This is a genomic window from Marinifilum sp. JC120, assembly GCA_004923195.1.
GTDB lineage: Bacteria > Desulfobacterota > Desulfovibrionia > Desulfovibrionales > Desulfovibrionaceae > Maridesulfovibrio.
In genome coordinates this window covers 58,986-75,081 of record RDSB01000019.1, presented here as the reverse complement: position 1 = coordinate 75,081, position 16,096 = coordinate 58,986, and the positions used below count along the sequence as shown (strand labels likewise).

Sequence of the window (16,096 nt, the reverse complement as noted above, 5' to 3'; positions counted from 1 at the left end):
CTATCCGAGAGAATCGAGTGCATCAATAAGCTCCTGCCTAACTTTCTCGCGATCCTGCCCGGACAATTTGTCCTGATTCAGGAAAAGACTGAAACCGTCACAGCTCTGCCGGAAAACATTTCCCTCTACACCGCTGCCATCATTAACATTCAACACCGAGAACGGCTTGACCTCACGCCGGATACCCTTAACCCGGATAGGTTCACGTTCTTCAGTCTCCACCAGATCCTTCACCAAGGCATATGTTTCGTACGACATCAGGACTCCACCGGGATCACAATTGGATTCCAGACGCGCGGCAAGATTCACTTCCCCGCCGATGATGGTATAGTCCATGCGGTCTTCACTGCCGAAATTGCCGACATTGCAATAGCCAGTATTAATGCCGATCCTCATCTGAAAAGGTTTATCGTACCCCTGCTCAAGCCATATCTTTTTAAGATTTACCATACGCCGCTGCATCTCCACAGCCATACGCAGGCAACAACGGGCATCCTCTTCCACCCCTCGACTCTTAGGGTCACCGAAAAACATGAGCATGGCATCACCAATAAATTTATCAATTGTCGCTCCATGCTTCAGGGCAATGAAGGACATTTCAGTGAAGTACATGTTCAATAGTGAGGTCAGATCTTCCGGCTGCAAATCCTCGGTTGTCCGAGTAAAATCTTTTATGTCGCTGAAAAACACCGTCAGTTTTTTTCTCTTGGTGGTCAGGCTGGCGTCCTGCGCCCCGGAAAAGATGGACTCATAAACCTGTGGAGAAAGATATTTAGATAATTTCACAGACAACTGTTCAAGCATGGTACTTTTCTCATCAAGTGAGTGAGCCAGTTTATTAAGCTTTTCCTCATTGCGATCACTCATCTTGACCAAACGTCTGGTGGTCTTGAAAAGCTTTGCGTAACCTTTATGAAGTTTAGCAAACTCCTTTGCTATATCTTTGTCGGCAATTGCTCCAGACTCCAGCAGAGCTTTCGCCCGCTCAAGAATACGGACCTCTTTTTCAAAAAGATCAAAACTCATTCATCACTCCACTGGTTTCATGATGAAATTTGCAGCTTCAAGATCTTCCCCGAACTCTTCGCCGAGTTCCTCCATATTATCATCATCCGATACATACACCCATTCAACATTGACCGTATTGCCTTCTTCGGCCGCTTCCTCAAGCATATCGAACAAACTCATAAAAACCTTGGCGCTGGAGCTGTTAAAATAAATCAGCTCAAAACAAAAATCGATAGTTTCGCCTTCAAGGTTGGAAAAATAATTCTCCATAGATTTCAAGATTCCGCCGTAAAACTCCGTCACATCTTCCGGGTAAGACTCACCTTTTATGCAAAATGAATTCATTTCAAAATTCAAATCTAGCTCCGGCGATCGGTCAGTTGCTTCAATCTTAATATTTTTCATATCCATCCCTCCTAAATATACGCCTTGAGCGTAAAAAAAGAATGAACATCATTCACTTCTGCAAAATCAAAAGTAAATCCCTTCCTTGCCCGACGCGCAATATCGATCAGCCCTACACCGGCACCCTTGCTGCCTTCAGGAGGATCATTACGCAAAGTTTCTTTCCACAACTTATTAAGTTCTTTCTTATCCATTCCCTGAATCTGGGCGAGTTTTGATCCTAACCGTTCCTTGTCACAGGTTTTAATTATATTCCCGCAGGTTATAAAAACCCTATTATCCTTTTTGCCTACTGTAATGACCCCATATCTAAGCTCGGTCATATCATGTGTAGTCTCAATTTCAGCAGAATAGCGAATAACATTCTGGACCTGCTCCACAAATACAGAAAAAACGGCTCTCGTAGTATTGGAATCTTCCTCATCAATGGTCAGCTTCTGCTTGATGGCATTGCCGATTCCCACCAGGATATCATCTGTAACGTACCCGCTGTAACAGAAAATTATCCCTGTATTCTGGAGATAATTACGAAAATCATACATATCTTTAGCCAGCATGCAGTCACCTGCCATAGAACTGACCGGAGGAAGATCCACGCTCATTACACCCATCCTTTGCTTAAACAATCCTATTAGGAATAAATTTCAAATCCTAATCTCTACTCTACACCTTAAATCCAAAAGCCGAAACATCATCACGCCGTTTTTCAGCCCCCTGATATTCAACCAGCTTATTGTAAATAATCTTTCCGTGACCGCTCAGAGGAGAAGAGCGCGCTGACTCCAGAAGAGCGCGGAACCTTTTCTTACCAAAACCACGCCCTTTCACCCCTCCTATCTGGTCGAAAATACCGTCCGACCCCATATAAAAAAGCATGTCATCACGTACAGCTATCTTTTTGTTAGTCCAGACAGTATCCTCCGAAACCCCACGATAACCTATGCCCTTACGATCACCTTTGACTTGCCGAACCCCGGCTTCATCACTAATAAAAAGGGGAAAGCCAGCCCCGGCATAGATCAGTTCATCTCTTTTGCCGGAAAGATAGCAAACGCCGAGTTCCAAACCATCATCTGAACACTCCCCATCATCTACTGACCAGCGATACTGGTTGAGAACCTGTTGTATGTGGCTGTGCATGTTCTGAATTAAACCACCACAATCCCCCGCTTCTACTTTATTCAGGCTGATATCGAGAGCTCCGCTGGAAATCAGGGTCATAAAAGCCCCCGGAACCCCGTGCCCGGTACAATCGGCAAGAATGAGCAATGCCCCATCCCCCCACTTTCGGGCCCAATAAATATCACCGCCAACCACATCACGCGGCTCCCAAAGCACAAAACATTCAGACGAAATATTCTCAAGAAATGATTTTGCGGGCAGAATGGACCGCTGAATACGGCTGGCATAACGGATGCTGCTTGAGACCATGGACAAGGCTTCCTGAACACGGGCTTCGCTCTGTTCAAGCTCCTTGTTTTTCTTTTCAAGACAGCGCAACAATTCTTCCCGAGATGGAAGCAAAAGCATCTCCCGGATACATCGCAGCCTTTCGGGACCTGGAATCCGAGTCCCCAACGGCAACTCGCGGCATAACTTAAAACATTTATCTTCGGCTGATTCTTTCGGACAGGAAACACTGAAATATGATTTAAGGGCAGGAGAGATAATGACATCGCAACTGAACTGAACCCCCATCTCAATAAAAATATGGGACGCTTTATCAGCAAGAGAAAAAAACAACTTGATCGGCCAGCTCTCCGCAGGCCTGACAGCTTCTGAAAAAAGCGAGGCCAATTTGGACGCTTCAAGGGAACTGAAACCGACCTCCCTGCCAAGACGCAGAACCTTGCGGCACGATTCATTAAAAGAAGGGAAATCTTCTATTTCCAACACTCCAAGCTCAACCATCATCCATACCTCACAACAAGACATGAACCATCGTCATCGCCCTTGTAGAAATGGCTGAAAACTCTCCCTGCAATATCTTCGGCAGAACCGACAAGCAGTCCCGGACACTCAAATTCCTCAAAACTTTCCTTTATCCCGTCCGAATAAAGCATGACCACATCCCCCGGACTGAGTGAAACATATTTCACCAGCAGAGTTGGCAGGTGGTAACCGACCACTCCGTCTGACGGTACAAAACGAAAATTATCAATGCCCCCGAAAACCCTAGTACAAATATTGCCTACACCGGTATAGTCCATCCGCCCGGTATCAAGATTCAAGCGGCACAGGGCGGCAACGGCTCCCCGTGTACCGATCAAGGCCCCATGCATCCCTTGCATTAGTTCAGTCAAATCAAGGTCATCATTGCTCTCAAGATAATGGATTGCCGCGCTGGAAGCCATACTTGCCGCACGCCCATGCCCCAACCCATCAATCAAGGCAAAAAAACAACTCCTAGTTTCCTGTCGAATATATCCGGCATCACCGCACTCATCCTCATGGATAAGCAAACATTTTTTTATCAAATGGCAGTCAACCAAATTCAAGCCTACCTCCACTTCCGGGCCAAACATTGTGTTCCGCATTCTTCAGAAGATTCAATCACAAACTCATCCATAATCCGCTTCACCCCCGGCAACCCCAGTCCAAGGCTTTGTGCAGTACTGTAGCTGTCGGTCAAAGCCTGATCGATATCCGCAATACCGGGACCGGAATCAGTAGCCTCCACCTCAATTCCTTCTCTCTTGCAATTACTGATATGCCTGAGAATCAGAACTCCGCCCCTGCCGTAACGAACCGCATTTGTCGATAATTCAGAAACTGCGGTGGCTATAAGGCTCTGCTCTACCTCGTTAAAGCCTATCCTCTCGGCCATATGACGGGCCGCACTGAGAGCAAGGACATTGTCCGATATATGGGCAAGTTCTATCTCTTCCTGCTCAAGAACAAGCCTACTCATATAGAATCCTCGTCTTCTCCGGTTTCAGTCGACTCAACCGGTTCTTCAGAATCCATATCTTGTTGACCATCGTCATCATCTTCCGGCTCGTCAGGAACATCCATGGCCCGAAACAGGCTAAGCCCATCTTCCATACTACAGGCACAAGTCAGTCCGTCCATGTCCACTTCAAGATCAATCAAAGCCGACACTACCCCCGGTTGAAAACCAACAAAAACAACCTCAGCTCCGAGCAACCCGATCATCCGGGCACAATCGGTAACGGCTGTATATCCGCTACTATCCAATATCTCCCTGCTGGAGACATCAATAATAACTCTTTTTACAGACCGTGAGCTAACCTGCTCCAGAACTTTATGCCTGAATCCTTCCAGAACTGCCTCCTCCAACTCCGCTGGCACGGGAGCAATGAGACAGCCGTCAACGATCTGTATTTCATGAAAATCTCGCATAAAGATTACTTTGCAGTGCTGACATCAAACTGGAGTTGCTCAAAGGCGTCAGCCAAAGCATCTTTAAGGGTGGAGCTTGTCTCAATATCACCAAGATCGATACCAAGCTGGACAATGGTTTCCGCCACGGCCGGGGAAATACCAGAGATAAGGCATTTGCATCCCATAAGTTTGGTGGCCTTGGTAATCTTGATAAGATGGTTGGCAACAGCTGTATCAACGGCAGCAACGCCCTGAATATCAAGAATAATAATTTTAGCGGCAGTTTCTTTGATCTTGGCAAGCATGGCCTGCATCATCTGCTGGGCGCGGAAGGAATCAACAACACCTACCAGCGGCAAAACGATAATACCTTCCCAAAGGCTGATGGCTGGGGTAGAAATTTCAAGGATAGTTTTACTCTGTTCCTGCAACTTACGCTCATCCCGGACCTGACGGGTAATATCAACTATATATTCCAAACCACCGATAATATTACCTTCGTCATCGCGCAGAGGCGCAGCAGTATACTCAATAGGAATTGTCCGCTGGCCTATACGCACTTCGTTACGCGCAGTGCAAGTCGTCTGTTTTGCAATTGCCTGCTTCACCCGACATTCATCGGATTTGCAATGGGCAGAATTGAAAAGGTCATAACACTTCTGCCCCTTGACCTCTTCCCAACCTTTCTCCAAAAGTTTCAGCCCGGTCTCGTTCAGATAAATCAACTCGTAATCGTTATTCACAGCCATAACCGGAGTTGGCACCTGACCCAGAATCGAAACAGCAAAATCTTCACTAGACATAATTTTATCCCCTTTTATATCCAACCATACACAGATAAATCTTAAACTATCCCAAAATAACACATCCACTACACAAATGTAAGCACTGCTCTAAAACAGACGTCACTTTTTGTATTTCAAAATAGATTATAGATTCAGCGTAGTATGCCCAATCCACAAAAAACTTGCATTTATCCCATCCATAAGGCAATCAACCCGCGGCGTCGGCATTTATAACTTCCACAACAATCCAATCCGAACGCCTGATCCACGCAACCATAAACATCTCACCTCGAGGCCATTCACCATGGACAAACATCCCAAGGACTGGCGATTTGCGCAGGCCAACAAAGAAGCCCTGCTTACATTGGGGGCCTACGCCCTTTACTTCATCTGGTGGTACGTCTGTGCCTACGGCATGGGCAGCGGCGATCCGGACCAATATGAATATGTATTCGGACTGCCGGAATGGTTCTTCTACAGCTGCATTGTAGGCTACCCACTGATCACAATCCTGCTCTGGGCGTTGGTCCGTTTCAAATTCAAAGACATGCCCTTAGATGATGAAGAAACAGACAAAATATCCGGGGAGGAACGGTAATGAGTAACACCATGATGACCGTCATCCCGGTAATTATCTATCTGGCAATGTCTTTCGGCGTGGCTTTCTGGGCGCGTAAAAAAGCAGAATCAACCCAATCCTCCAAAGGTTTCCTTGAAGATTATTTCATCGGCGGACGCTCCATGGGCGGCATGGTACTGGCTATGACCATCATCGCCAGCTACACCAGTGCCAGCAGTTTTGTGGGCGGTCCCGGCGTTGCTTACAAGCTGGGCCTCAGCTGGGTACTGTTAGCCATGATTCAGGTCCCGACAACTTTCCTGACCCTTGGAATTCTCGGTAAACGGTTCGCCATCATGGCCCGCCGCACCGATTCGGTTACCATCACCGACTTCCTGCGCGCCCGCTACAAAAGCGACGCCGTGGTTATTCTCTGCTCCGTGGCCCTGATTGTATTTTTCATGGCTGCCATGCTGGCCCAATTCATCGGCGGGGCAAGGCTTTTCCAGACCGTGACCGGATACCCGTACATTATAGGCCTTGTGCTATTCGGAGTCAGTGTGGTCCTTTATACCGCCATCGGCGGCTTCCGGGCCGTGGTTCTCACTGATGCCATTCAAGGCATTGTCATGGTTGTGGCAGTTGTGGTTATCCTGCTTGCGGTCATCAATGCCGGAGGAGGCATGGAAAACTGTGTCCAGTCCCTCAAAGCCATTGATCCCGGCCTGATCACCCCCACCGGACCAAAAGACGCAGTACCGCAACCCTTTGTTCTTTCATTCTGGGTACTGGTGGGTATCGGTATCCTCGGACTGCCCCAGACCACCCAGCGTTGTATGGGCTATCGTGATTCAAAAGCCATGCATGATGCCATGATCATCGGCACCCTGCTCATCGGCTTCATGATCCTCTGCGCCCACCTTGCCGGAACCTTCGGACGAGCAATCCTCCCCGATCTTCCGGCCGGAGACCTTGCAATGCCCTCGCTTATCGTGGAGCTGCTTTCCCCGGTCTGGGCCGGAGTTTTCATTGCCGGACCGTTGGCCGCCATCATGTCCACAGTGGATTCCATGCTTCTGCTGGTTTCTGCCGCTATTATCAAAGATCTCTACATTCATTACCGCTTAGATGGGGATGCCTCGCGCATGACTCTGGTCAGCATCAAAAAAATGAGCCTGATCTGTACTGTGGTCGTAGGATTGATAGTCTTTATTGCTGCCATCCAACCGCCGGATCTACTGGTCTGGATCAACCTTTTCGCTTTCGGCGGACTTGAAGCTGCATTCCTCTGCCCAATCGTTATCGGGCTGTACTGGGATAAGGCCAACGCAACCGGAGCCATATCCTCCATTGTTATCGGTGTGGGAACCTTCATCGTGCTGACCATCATGAAACCTGCCATGGGCGGAGTACATGCAATCGTGCCCACGACTCTGGCCTCGCTGAGCGCATTTGTTATCGGTTCATATGCCGGACTGTCCAAAGCAAAGAGAGGTCAAACTCCCGCGTAGCCGGACTGCGGCAGGTATATCCACTCTCCCGGAACAGGGACGACATGTTTTCGTAACAAAAATCACGTAATTGCTGATTGCGAAACTTGTTTAGGAATTAACTGCCACCGATACAGCCCTTCAGTCCGGGCACAGGAGTATAATGAAATGGATATGCACCATCCTCTGAAGGTTTACGAAAAGGAACTTTCCGACCTTCAGGCACTGGTCCTTGAACTCGGTAATCTGGCCTTAAGTCAGTTGACAAAAGCCATTAATACTTTCGAGGAAAATAACCCAGAGAATGCGGAAGCGATCATTGAAACGGACAAAAAAGTCAACGACCTTGAGCGCGAAGTGGACAAGATGTCCCTGATGATCATAACCAAGATGGAGCCCAAGGCCGGAGATTTGCGTTATGTCCTGACCGCAAGTAAAATTGCATCAGACATAGAACGCATTGCCGACTACGCCAAAAGCATTGCCAAGAAAGGCAAACGCGGCTTTGCCGAGGAACACGTCCAACATCTGGGCTACGTCCAGCACATGGGGCAGGAGCTGACCGCCATGCTTTCCAGCATCCTAGAAGCATTCAAAGACTTGAGCGTAGAAAAGGCCCTTGATGTCTGGCATAGCGACAGCAACGTGGATGCCCTGTTCAAGGAAGGTGTCTCCGGCATGAGAAATTGTGTGGAGGCCGAAGACCTCGAAGGCAAGGGATTTATCTCCCTACTCTTCACCATGCGCTGTCTTGAACGTGTCGGCGACCACATCACCAACATTGCCGAGCATATCTATTTTATTAAATACGCTGAGTTTTTTGGTGGGAAGAAATAGAATATCACGCTAGCTATAACAAAAAAAGGAGACCTGTCTGGGTCTCCTTTTTTATTTATCAAACACTTTTAGTGAAACTTAATAATAAAGATCAACTACTTCTTTGATCATTTCCTCTTCATAATCTTCCGAGTTCCTGACCGAATCCATGAAAGCGTGAGAGGCTTCAGTATCCATATCCCCGATGGCCTTTAAGGCCATAAACTTCTGAGTATTCTCATGCTCGCGGTAAAACTCAATAAGAAAAGGAAGCTGCTCACTGGCTTGCAACATACCCAATCCACTTACCGCACAGGCACAAACCATGGTGTCTTCATGGGATGCAAGATTCAGCAGCGGTTCGATGGCTTTCGGATTGTTAGTATAGCCCAACTCCAATACCTTCATGTAAATATTATCCTGATCATATCCAGCTTGAATCTCGCGGGAAAGACGCTCAACCTCAGCATCAGGAGCAACGTATTTCATTGCATGTCTGTTGATCTTGGAAGCAACTTCTTTGACCATAAGGCTGATCGGAATATTGTAGCAGGGGTGCTCTACTTCCCGGAAAGCCCAGATAGGAACCTTGCCATTTTTAAAGTAACTTGTAATACGATGCTTCTGATCTCCGTCATATAAATCAGCACTGAAAGTCATAAAGGTAAAATACGGTGAAAATCCACTACTGCGGTGGTTTCGAATACGGTATTTGCGAATCTCAAGATTTAAAGGATGTGCTGCCGCACCGTCCTTTCCGATATGAACGCCACGCATCTTCAACTCTTTCTCAAGATGATTTTTCAAGAACATGACTTCATTATTAATATCAAGATAGGCAGTAATGGTGCCTACTGAGAACTGTCTGTCTTCTCCACTACGCACATCTTCAAGGGTAAAAACAACTTCCTCTTCAGTAGGAGCAGAATAATCAACACTGGACGGAGCAGGCGGAGCAACATTGAACGACTTTGAGCAGCCTCCCAGTATAAACAACGATACTGCAAGGCACAGTAGTAAACTTCTTAACCTCATGATTTCTCACTTCCTTTGCTATTTATTGCTATAATCAAACACAGAGATATTCACTATTCGATCTCAAGCTTAAATTCAAGATAAATGTAACGCCCGCCCCACCCAGACGGCGCCGAAAAGTTGTATTTAATTCTTTTCCTCTTTACACCACCCGTCTAATTTCATAGTCTCTCTCTCGCTGGGGGTGCCTTTATGGCTGAGATGGCGTTTTCGCCTGTCCCTTTGAACCTGATGCGGGTAATCCCGCCGTAGGGAAGCATAAATAGATTCATATCCTCAATATCTTATCTATTCTTGCGCTCGCCCTATCCTGTGGTGAGCTTTTTTTTTACGGAGTGAAAATGATCGTAAAGCTTAACGGCAAGGATGCCGAACTAACCGGGACACTTACTGTTCTGGACCTTCTTGAATCCAAGAATCTCCCACCTGAAACCGTAGTAGTTGAACTCAACATGGAAATCGTCCCGGCTGAAAACTACGGCTCCACTGAAATAAATGACGGGGACCACCTCGAAATACTGCGCTTTGTAGGCGGAGGTTGATTAAAATGAATAATGATATTTTCAAACTTGGCGGCCTTGAATTCAACAGCCGCCTGCTCACCGGAACAGGCAAGTACGCCGATGACTCAGTAATCCCGGATGTCTGTGAAGCTTCCGGCTCCCAGATCATCACCGTGGCCCTGCGCCGGGTTGATCTGGAATCCGACACCGGAAACGTCATGGATTTCATTCCCAAACACATGCAGCTGCTGCCCAACACTTCCGGGGCGCGCACAGCTGAAGAAGCGGTCCGCATCGCCCGCCTTGCCAAGGCCATGGGTTGCGGCGACTGGATCAAGATCGAAGTCATTTCCGACAACAAGTACCTTCTGCCGGACGGCTACGAAACCGCCAAGGCAACTGAAATCCTTGCTAAAGAAGGATTCGTAGTATTGCCTTACGTTAACGCGGATCTGTACATTGCCCGTTCTCTGGTTGATGCCGGAGCCGCAGCGGTTATGCCTCTTGGTGCGCCCATCGGAACCAACAGAGGACTGAAAACTCGCGAGATGGTTCGCATCCTGATTGATGAAATCGACCTGCCGATCATTGTGGACGCCGGAATAGGTCGCCCATCCGAAGCATGCGAGGCTATGGAAATGGGTGCTGACGCCTGTCTGGTCAACACCGCTATCGCTACCGCATCTGACCCAATAATGATGGCTAAAGCCTTTGGCCGGGCAGTAAAAGCCGGACGCGAAGCTTACCTCTCCGGTCCCGGAGCAAAACACAGCCATGCCAAGGCCTCCTCACCCCTTACCGGATTCCTGCACGAAGGATAAATAAAATGAGTTTCTATCCCATCTGCGCCGAATACAACGACGCCCCCCTTGCCGAGCAATTCGGCTCCGTGACCGAACACGATGTCAGGCGCGCACTTAACAAGACAACTTTAAGCCCGGAAGACTTTCTTGCCCTGTTAAGCCCCGCAGCAATCCCCTTTCTCGAAGAAATGGCCGCCAAGGCCAGCCAGCTCACTTTGCAGCACTTCGGAAGGACCATTCAGTTATTCACCCCGCTGTACATGGCTAACTTCTGTACCAACAAATGTGTGTACTGCGGCTTCAACACCAAGAACAACATCCCCCGTTCCCAACTGGGACCGGATGAATTGGAAAAGGAAGCCAAGGCCATTGCCGCCACCGGACTCAAGCATCTGCTTATTCTTACCGGGGACGCACGGGCCAAATCATCCCCGGAATATATTGAATCCGCGGTGGAAATCCTGCGCAAACATTTTCCGTCCGTATCCATTGAAATCTACGCCATGACCAAGGAAGAATACGCCCGGCAGGTAGAGGCCGGAGTGGACGGCATGACCATGTTTCAGGAAACCTACAACGAAGAGCTGTACCCGGACCTGCACCCCGCAGGACCAAAAGCTGACTACCGTTTCCGCCTCGATGCCCCGGAACGGGCCTGTAAAGCCGGAATGCGCGTGGTAAACATTGGTGCCCTGCTCGGTCTTGATGAATGGCAGCACGATGCCCTGAAAACAGGCATCCACGCCGCCTACCTGCAAGATAAATATCCCGAAGTGGACATTGCCGTATCACTGCCGCGTATCCGCACCCATGTGGGCGACGCCTTTACTCCCAAATCGCTGGTCAGCGATACTGCTCTTGTGCAGAACATGCTGGCCCTGCGCATTTTCCTGCCCCGCTGCGGAATCACCATTTCCACCCGCGAGGCCCCGGATTTCCGTGAAAACATCCTTCCGCTGGGCGTTACCCGCATGTCCGCCGGAGTTTCCACCGAAGTTGGCGGACATACCGGAGAAGATGAAGATAAAGTCAGCCAGTTTGACATCAGCGATGAACGCAGTGTGGATGAAATGTGCGAAGTTCTCAAAAAACATGGCTACCAGCCTGTTTTCAAAGACTGGCATCCCCTGCAGGAAGCATCGTGAACCGCACCGAACAAGGCATAGCAAAATATCTCGGCGAGGACTGCTTGCAATATCTGCAAGCAGTCCGCATCGGCATTGCCGGAGCTGGTGGACTTGGTTCTAACTGTGCCATGCATCTTGTTCGCAGCGGCTTCAAAAAATTTATCGTTGCTGATTTTGACGCCATTGAGGATTCCAACCTCAACCGCCAGTTCTATTTCATGGACCAGCTTGGCCGCAGCAAAGTCGAAGCCCTCTGCGACAATCTACGGTCCATCAACCCGGACCTCGACATTACTGCCCACGTTACTTCGATCAGCCGTGAAAACGTGCATGACTTTTACGGTGAATGTGATGTGATCATCGAAGCCTTTGACGATGCCGCAGCTAAAAAAGCACTGGTGGAGACCTTCTTGCCTACGGGCAAACTTCTGGTAACCGCTTCCGGCATGGGCGGCACAGGCAACACGGATGAAATCAAAACCCACAAAGTCCGCGACAATTTCTACATTGTCGGGGACATGAAAACCGAGTGCAACGCCGAGACTCCGCCCTTTTCTCCGAGAGTGGCAATCTGCGCAGCCAAGCAGGCCGACATTGTACTCAGCCATTACCTGAACAAATTTAAAAACAGATAAATAGAAGATAAGTAACGAGGAACCAAACAATGAACGCCCAAAAAATCACCCGCCAGAACATCCTTGATACAGACATATACTGTTTAACCGCCCTCAAATTTTCCAAGGGCCGTTCCAATATCGAAGTTGTCCGCGAAATGCTCGATAGTGGCATCAAGCTGATTCAGTACCGCGAAAAGGAAATCAAATCCGGGCAGAAGTACGAAGAATGCATGGAGATCCGCAAGATGACCCGCGAAGCCGGGGCCGCCTTCATCATCAATGATGACATCGACCTCGCTATGATGGTCGAAGCGGACGGTATCCATATCGGGCAGGAAGATTTCCCGGTTCATGCAGTACGCAAGCTCATTGGCGAAGACATGGCTATCGGCCTTTCCACTCACGCTCCCGAAGAAGCCCTCGCCGCAGTAGAAGCTGGCGTAGATTACATCGGCGTAGGCCCTATCTTTAAAACTTACACAAAAGACGACGTAGTTGATCCGGTAGGTTTCGAATATCTCGACTGGGTAGTCAAAAACATCGACATCCCCTTTGTAGCCATCGGTGGAATCAAGGAACACAACATTGCTGAGGTAATGAATCGCGGCGCAAAGTGCGTTGCCCTTGTCACCGAAATTGTCGGCGCAGATGATATCGGCGGGATGGTCGGTGAACTGCGCGCAGCAATGAAAAAATAAATTTCAAATCGACCCCACTCACAAACCGCCCCCCTGAACCAGAAGCTCCGGTTCAGGGGGGCGGTGGAATAGGTTTAAGTGATTACCAGCTTAGAAGGGCTGGCCGTTGTTGATATAAGCAGTTCCACCTTTACCATGATAGCTGCTGGACTTTGCGGGAGTCTTCACTCCACCGATAAGAGCACGGCGAAGAGTTGTATCCGAAGATTTCCATTCAACAACTGCATACCCAATGATATATTTAGCAATATGATCTCGTCCAACCACAACCATTCGTGATGAATGAGCCGGAATATCGAAGAGTTCTGCTCCAGACACTACGGCAACCGGAATTCCTGTATTATCGCTGCCGGTACTTACTTTACATAGAGATGTCACATCATTTCCATTATGATCATATACTGTTACTTTGCACTGCACATCTGAAGACGTAATATTACTCAATATAATATCTGTATACTGCGTGTAGTTATTTGTATGATATGAATAAACAACATTAGGAACTAAAGCACTCCCCTGCGCATCAAACCCCTGTGCCATCGCCCCACCACTCATCATCAACACCATTGCCATTGCAATCACAAACTTCATTGCTTTTTTCATTTTTTCTCCTTTAAAATTAAAGACTCAAAACCATTACAAATAAACCTACTATTTATCGGCCATTGACAGCTATTCTTTATATAAATCTAGAAAAACTCTACCCCCCCCCTGAACCAGAAGCTCCGGTTCAGGGGGAAGGTGGATAGGTTTTAATTTAGAAGGGCTGGCCGTTATTGATGAGAAAAGATGAAAATGATCTGCCGTCTACATCTCTTCGATGTATTCTGGCCCCGCCAACCAGAGCCTTTCTTGCTTTTGGATCATCTGACTGCCACTCAACTTCAGCGTAGCCAGCTGTGAAAGTAACAGAACTTGCTCCTTGTAAATAAAACATCCTCGTTGAATGCGGGGGAATATTAAAATCACCAGTTCCCTGAGCAACGGGCACCCAGCTACTTCCCCCTTTGGAGACAGTACTCAGATATGTGATATCATTTGCCTCTGAATCATACATCCTAACTCTGCAATTCACAGTACTATCTGTTATATTCGTGAGAGTTATATACGGAAATGTCCAATTATTACCGTTTATATAGTAATACATTAAATTCGGAACCAAGGCACTTCCCTGCGGATAAAAATTATCCGCCGCCACTGCCCCACCGCTCATCATCAGCACCATTGCCATTGCCAGTACAAACTTCATTGCTTTTTTCATTTTTTCTCCTTAATAATCAGTTATTATATCACAACAAACATAGCCCAATTATTTATTACATAACGACAATACCGTTGTCTAGATAAAGTCTAGGAAACAAAATGTTCAAACAAAAAGAATGGCCCTTCTCCGGTAAATCTGGAAAAGAATACACTTTCGGGATATTCGCCAAGACCCGGCCCATTCCTGAAGAAGCAGGAGTATACATCCTTTCCTACACCCACCCCCGCGGACACCGGGCCGGATTCAAGGTCAATATGCTTTATGTGGGGGAAACAGATAACTTCCGCCAAGAACTAACAAATCCGCCAGAAGCGGACTGCCTGTGGGAGGGTTGCTGGAATTGCATTTATTTACTGGAAATTGATAATACGAAAGAAAGAGAAAAAGTACTTGCAGATTTAATTGCGGGCAATGAGGTTTCCTGCCAAGAACAAACACCTCCCTAAGAAACTTAAGGCTACAGAATGAGCACTTCATTCACGTTAAGACTACGCCCTCAATTGACAAACCGACATTGATTTCATAAAAATAAAAATTTGCATAAATAAAGAATTCCATTTCAATATAAACATTGTTCGGCAACAATAAAAAGAGAAGCTAATGTCCACTATTTTTGATTCACAAATACTCGCCAATTGCCCCATTGCATATAACGCACTTAAATTTCTATATATAAACATTCGACAATACCCAGGATACCTCCAACACACTAACTACAAAGCAGGAAAAATACGTAAAAGATTCAACCTTTCTGATTCGAAAACAGATCTCCCCCGCAAGATAAAACTTGGGATACTGGCAATTATGCGAGCAGAAGATAAATTCATTTGTGAATGGATTTGTTATTACAAATTGATGGGAGTGGAACATTTCTACCTTTATGACAATGGTGATTATGAAAAATCACGAAAATTATTAGCTCCGTTCATTGAGGAAGGTTCTGTAACCCTGATTCCTTTTCCTGAGCTCAAAGGACTTGGATACGATGGAACAGAAAAGGACAAAGAACAATGTATGCAGTATCTTGCGTACGGAGACTTCCTGGTCCGTTACATGCATAATGTTGAATGGGTTCTTAAAGTTGATATTGATGAATTTGTTTACCCCAAGCTGTCTTCAGGATTCAACACCATAGAAGAATACATTGATTCAATTCCCGATGTAGGTAACATTCGCATTCCCAGCTATTATTTCGGTGCATCCGGCTTCGATGACGCTCCAGATGACATCGTAATTGCCAGCTACGACAAACGCCTCGCAGAACCATCCACCTACAAATCCATGACCCGTTCAGACTGCATTCTTCGCCAAAACTACAGTACAGCGCATGACTTCAATGTGAAAATAACCAACAAGAAAAACATCCTTAATGAAGATGTACTTGTCCTAAACCATTACTATACCAAATCTAAAGAAGATTTCATCAACAAGGTGAAAAGCTACAACAACGGATATATGGACGGTTTTAAAAGCATGAAACTTTTCAATGACTTCAATGGTCAGCCAATGGTCCATGATTCCGGAGAAATACTTCGCTATGTAGAAGAAACCAAAAATCTTCTAAAAAAATACAACAGACTTTCTGCTTAACACATTCCACTTTACACAAAATTAAGGCCGCCTTGATAACTCAAAGCGGCC

21 protein-coding genes and 1 riboswitch are annotated in these 16,096 nt (G+C 47.1%); of the genes, 10 read left to right on the top strand and 11 right to left on the bottom strand.

Annotation, left to right across the window (positions count from 1 at the left end; all coding sequences use genetic code 11):
- The 8 genes from D0S45_16695 to D0S45_16660 form a co-directional block, all read right to left on the bottom strand.
- Window positions 1–1,026, bottom strand: a complete 1,026-nt coding sequence (locus tag D0S45_16695; protein ID TIH12959.1) for an adenylate/guanylate cyclase domain-containing protein — start codon at window positions 1,024–1,026, stop codon at window positions 1–3.
- 3 nt (window positions 1,027–1,029) lie between these two features.
- Window positions 1,030–1,413, bottom strand: coding sequence for a DUF1987 domain-containing protein (locus D0S45_16690; protein TIH12958.1), 384 nt, complete (start codon window positions 1,411–1,413; stop codon window positions 1,030–1,032).
- An 11-nt stretch (window positions 1,414–1,424) separates the two neighbouring features.
- The gene (locus D0S45_16685; GenBank protein ID TIH12957.1) at window positions 1,425–2,015 is read right to left on the bottom strand and encodes a hypothetical protein; all 591 of its coding nucleotides are present in this window, start codon (window positions 2,013–2,015) and stop codon (window positions 1,425–1,427) included.
- A 61-nt stretch (window positions 2,016–2,076) separates the two neighbouring features.
- The gene (locus D0S45_16680; protein ID TIH12956.1) at window positions 2,077–3,348 is read right to left on the bottom strand and encodes a hypothetical protein; all 1,272 of its coding nucleotides are present in this window, start codon (window positions 3,346–3,348) and stop codon (window positions 2,077–2,079) included.
- Window positions 3,324–3,950 carry a stage II sporulation protein E gene (locus D0S45_16675; GenBank protein ID TIH12984.1) on the bottom strand — a complete coding sequence of 209 codons (627 nt, stop codon included), beginning with the start codon at window positions 3,948–3,950 and terminating at the stop codon, window positions 3,324–3,326. The genes D0S45_16680 and D0S45_16675 overlap by 25 nt, the downstream gene beginning before the upstream one ends.
- Window positions 3,914–4,324, bottom strand: a complete 411-nt coding sequence (locus D0S45_16670) for an anti-sigma regulatory factor (protein TIH12955.1) — start codon at window positions 4,322–4,324, stop codon at window positions 3,914–3,916. Before D0S45_16670 ends, D0S45_16675 begins: the two co-directional genes overlap by 37 nt.
- Complete coding sequence (locus tag D0S45_16665) at window positions 4,321–4,776, bottom strand: STAS domain-containing protein (protein TIH12954.1); 456 nt, start codon at window positions 4,774–4,776, stop codon at window positions 4,321–4,323. The genes D0S45_16670 and D0S45_16665 overlap by 4 nt, the downstream gene beginning before the upstream one ends.
- A 5-nt stretch (window positions 4,777–4,781) precedes the next feature.
- A complete protein-coding gene (locus tag D0S45_16660) occupies window positions 4,782–5,561 on the bottom strand; it encodes a PAS domain-containing protein (protein ID TIH12953.1) in 780 nt (259 codons plus the stop codon).
- Between the two features lie 286 nt (window positions 5,562–5,847).
- Here D0S45_16660 and D0S45_16655 point away from each other — a divergent pair, with 286 nt between their 5' ends.
- The 3 genes from D0S45_16655 (at window position 5,848) to phoU (ending at window position 8,429) form a co-directional block, all read left to right on the top strand.
- Window positions 5,848–6,141, top strand: a complete 294-nt coding sequence (locus D0S45_16655) for a DUF997 family protein (protein TIH12952.1) — start codon at window positions 5,848–5,850, stop codon at window positions 6,139–6,141.
- A complete protein-coding gene (locus tag D0S45_16650) occupies window positions 6,141–7,613 on the top strand; it encodes a sodium/pantothenate symporter (protein ID TIH12951.1) in 1,473 nt (490 codons plus the stop codon). The genes D0S45_16655 and D0S45_16650 overlap by 1 nt, the downstream gene beginning before the upstream one ends.
- A gap of 147 nt (window positions 7,614–7,760) precedes the next feature.
- Entirely contained in the window at window positions 7,761–8,429 is a 669-nt protein-coding gene (gene phoU / locus D0S45_16645) for a phosphate signaling complex protein PhoU (GenBank protein ID TIH12950.1), read from the top strand.
- A gap of 78 nt (window positions 8,430–8,507) precedes the next feature.
- Here the strand turns inward: phoU and D0S45_16640 are convergent, their stop codons facing one another.
- On the bottom strand, window positions 8,508–9,443 hold the full coding sequence (locus D0S45_16640; GenBank protein TIH12949.1) for a hypothetical protein: 936 nt from the start codon (window positions 9,441–9,443) through the stop codon (window positions 8,508–8,510).
- A gap of 170 nt (window positions 9,444–9,613) precedes the next feature.
- Window positions 9,614–9,715: riboswitch (TPP riboswitch) on the top strand.
- Between the two features lie 69 nt (window positions 9,716–9,784).
- Between D0S45_16640 and thiS the strand changes: the two genes are divergently transcribed.
- From thiS to thiE, 5 genes are read left to right on the top strand one after another with little or no spacing between them, the layout of a single operon-like run.
- Window positions 9,785–9,985, top strand: a complete 201-nt coding sequence (gene thiS / locus D0S45_16635; GenBank protein ID TIH12948.1) for a sulfur carrier protein ThiS — start codon at window positions 9,785–9,787, stop codon at window positions 9,983–9,985.
- Window positions 9,986–9,990: 5 nt separating this feature from the next.
- Entirely contained in the window at window positions 9,991–10,767 is a 777-nt protein-coding gene (locus D0S45_16630; protein TIH12947.1) for a thiazole synthase, read from the top strand.
- 5 nt (window positions 10,768–10,772) lie between these two features.
- The gene (gene thiH, locus D0S45_16625; GenBank protein TIH12946.1) at window positions 10,773–11,894 is read left to right on the top strand and encodes a 2-iminoacetate synthase ThiH; all 1,122 of its coding nucleotides are present in this window, start codon (window positions 10,773–10,775) and stop codon (window positions 11,892–11,894) included.
- Window positions 11,891–12,511: a sulfur carrier protein ThiS adenylyltransferase ThiF gene (gene thiF, locus D0S45_16620; protein TIH12945.1), complete on the top strand. Its 621-nt coding sequence runs from the start codon at window positions 11,891–11,893 to the stop codon at window positions 12,509–12,511. The genes thiH and thiF overlap by 4 nt, the downstream gene beginning before the upstream one ends.
- Before the next feature lie 29 nt (window positions 12,512–12,540).
- Window positions 12,541–13,191 carry a thiamine phosphate synthase gene (gene thiE, locus D0S45_16615; GenBank protein ID TIH12944.1) on the top strand — a complete coding sequence of 217 codons (651 nt, stop codon included), beginning with the start codon at window positions 12,541–12,543 and terminating at the stop codon, window positions 13,189–13,191.
- Window positions 13,192–13,281: 90 nt separating this feature from the next.
- Here thiE and D0S45_16610 read toward each other — a convergent pair whose 3' ends face one another.
- Window positions 13,282–13,794: a hypothetical protein gene (locus D0S45_16610; GenBank protein TIH12943.1), complete on the bottom strand. Its 513-nt coding sequence runs from the start codon at window positions 13,792–13,794 to the stop codon at window positions 13,282–13,284.
- 154 nt (window positions 13,795–13,948) lie between these two features.
- Window positions 13,949–14,452 (bottom strand): hypothetical protein, encoded by a 504-nt coding sequence (locus tag D0S45_16605; protein ID TIH12942.1) that lies wholly within the window; start codon window positions 14,450–14,452, stop codon window positions 13,949–13,951.
- A gap of 101 nt (window positions 14,453–14,553) precedes the next feature.
- On the opposite strand from D0S45_16605, the gene D0S45_16600 reads away from it, so the two are divergent.
- Together D0S45_16600 and D0S45_16595 are read left to right on the top strand one after the other, a co-directional pair.
- Entirely contained in the window at window positions 14,554–14,901 is a 348-nt protein-coding gene (locus D0S45_16600; GenBank protein ID TIH12941.1) for a hypothetical protein, read from the top strand.
- A 154-nt stretch (window positions 14,902–15,055) separates the two neighbouring features.
- Window positions 15,056–16,045 carry a hypothetical protein gene (locus tag D0S45_16595; protein TIH12940.1) on the top strand — a complete coding sequence of 330 codons (990 nt, stop codon included), beginning with the start codon at window positions 15,056–15,058 and terminating at the stop codon, window positions 16,043–16,045.
- Window positions 16,046–16,096: the final 51 nt, after the last annotated feature.

Coding starts and splice junctions, on each gene's coding strand:
- D0S45_16695 (TIH12959.1), bottom strand. CDS start 1,026: ATGAGTTTTGATCTTTTTGAAAAAGAGGTCCGTATTCTTGAGCGGGCG.
- D0S45_16690 (TIH12958.1), bottom strand. CDS start 1,413: ATGAAAAATATTAAGATTGAAGCAACTGACCGATCGCCGGAGCTAGAT.
- D0S45_16685 (TIH12957.1), bottom strand. CDS start 2,015: ATGAGCGTGGATCTTCCTCCGGTCAGTTCTATGGCAGGTGACTGCATG.
- D0S45_16680 (TIH12956.1), bottom strand. CDS start 3,348: ATGTCTTGTTGTGAGGTATGGATGATGGTTGAGCTTGGAGTGTTGGAA.
- D0S45_16675 (TIH12984.1), bottom strand. CDS start 3,950: ATGCGGAACACAATGTTTGGCCCGGAAGTGGAGGTAGGCTTGAATTTG.
- D0S45_16670 (TIH12955.1), bottom strand. CDS start 4,324: ATGAGTAGGCTTGTTCTTGAGCAGGAAGAGATAGAACTTGCCCATATA.
- D0S45_16665 (TIH12954.1), bottom strand. CDS start 4,776: ATGCGAGATTTTCATGAAATACAGATCGTTGACGGCTGTCTCATTGCT.
- D0S45_16660 (TIH12953.1), bottom strand. CDS start 5,561: ATGTCTAGTGAAGATTTTGCTGTTTCGATTCTGGGTCAGGTGCCAACT.
- D0S45_16655 (TIH12952.1), top strand. CDS start 5,848: ATGGACAAACATCCCAAGGACTGGCGATTTGCGCAGGCCAACAAAGAA.
- D0S45_16650 (TIH12951.1), top strand. CDS start 6,141: ATGAGTAACACCATGATGACCGTCATCCCGGTAATTATCTATCTGGCA.
- phoU (TIH12950.1), top strand. CDS start 7,761: ATGGATATGCACCATCCTCTGAAGGTTTACGAAAAGGAACTTTCCGAC.
- D0S45_16640 (TIH12949.1), bottom strand. CDS start 9,443: ATGAGGTTAAGAAGTTTACTACTGTGCCTTGCAGTATCGTTGTTTATA.
- thiS (TIH12948.1), top strand. CDS start 9,785: ATGATCGTAAAGCTTAACGGCAAGGATGCCGAACTAACCGGGACACTT.
- D0S45_16630 (TIH12947.1), top strand. CDS start 9,991: ATGAATAATGATATTTTCAAACTTGGCGGCCTTGAATTCAACAGCCGC.
- thiH (TIH12946.1), top strand. CDS start 10,773: ATGAGTTTCTATCCCATCTGCGCCGAATACAACGACGCCCCCCTTGCC.
- thiE (TIH12944.1), top strand. CDS start 12,541: ATGAACGCCCAAAAAATCACCCGCCAGAACATCCTTGATACAGACATA.
- D0S45_16610 (TIH12943.1), bottom strand. CDS start 13,794: ATGAAAAAAGCAATGAAGTTTGTGATTGCAATGGCAATGGTGTTGATG.
- D0S45_16605 (TIH12942.1), bottom strand. CDS start 14,452: ATGAAAAAAGCAATGAAGTTTGTACTGGCAATGGCAATGGTGCTGATG.
- D0S45_16600 (TIH12941.1), top strand. CDS start 14,554: ATGTTCAAACAAAAAGAATGGCCCTTCTCCGGTAAATCTGGAAAAGAA.
- D0S45_16595 (TIH12940.1), top strand. CDS start 15,056: ATGTCCACTATTTTTGATTCACAAATACTCGCCAATTGCCCCATTGCA.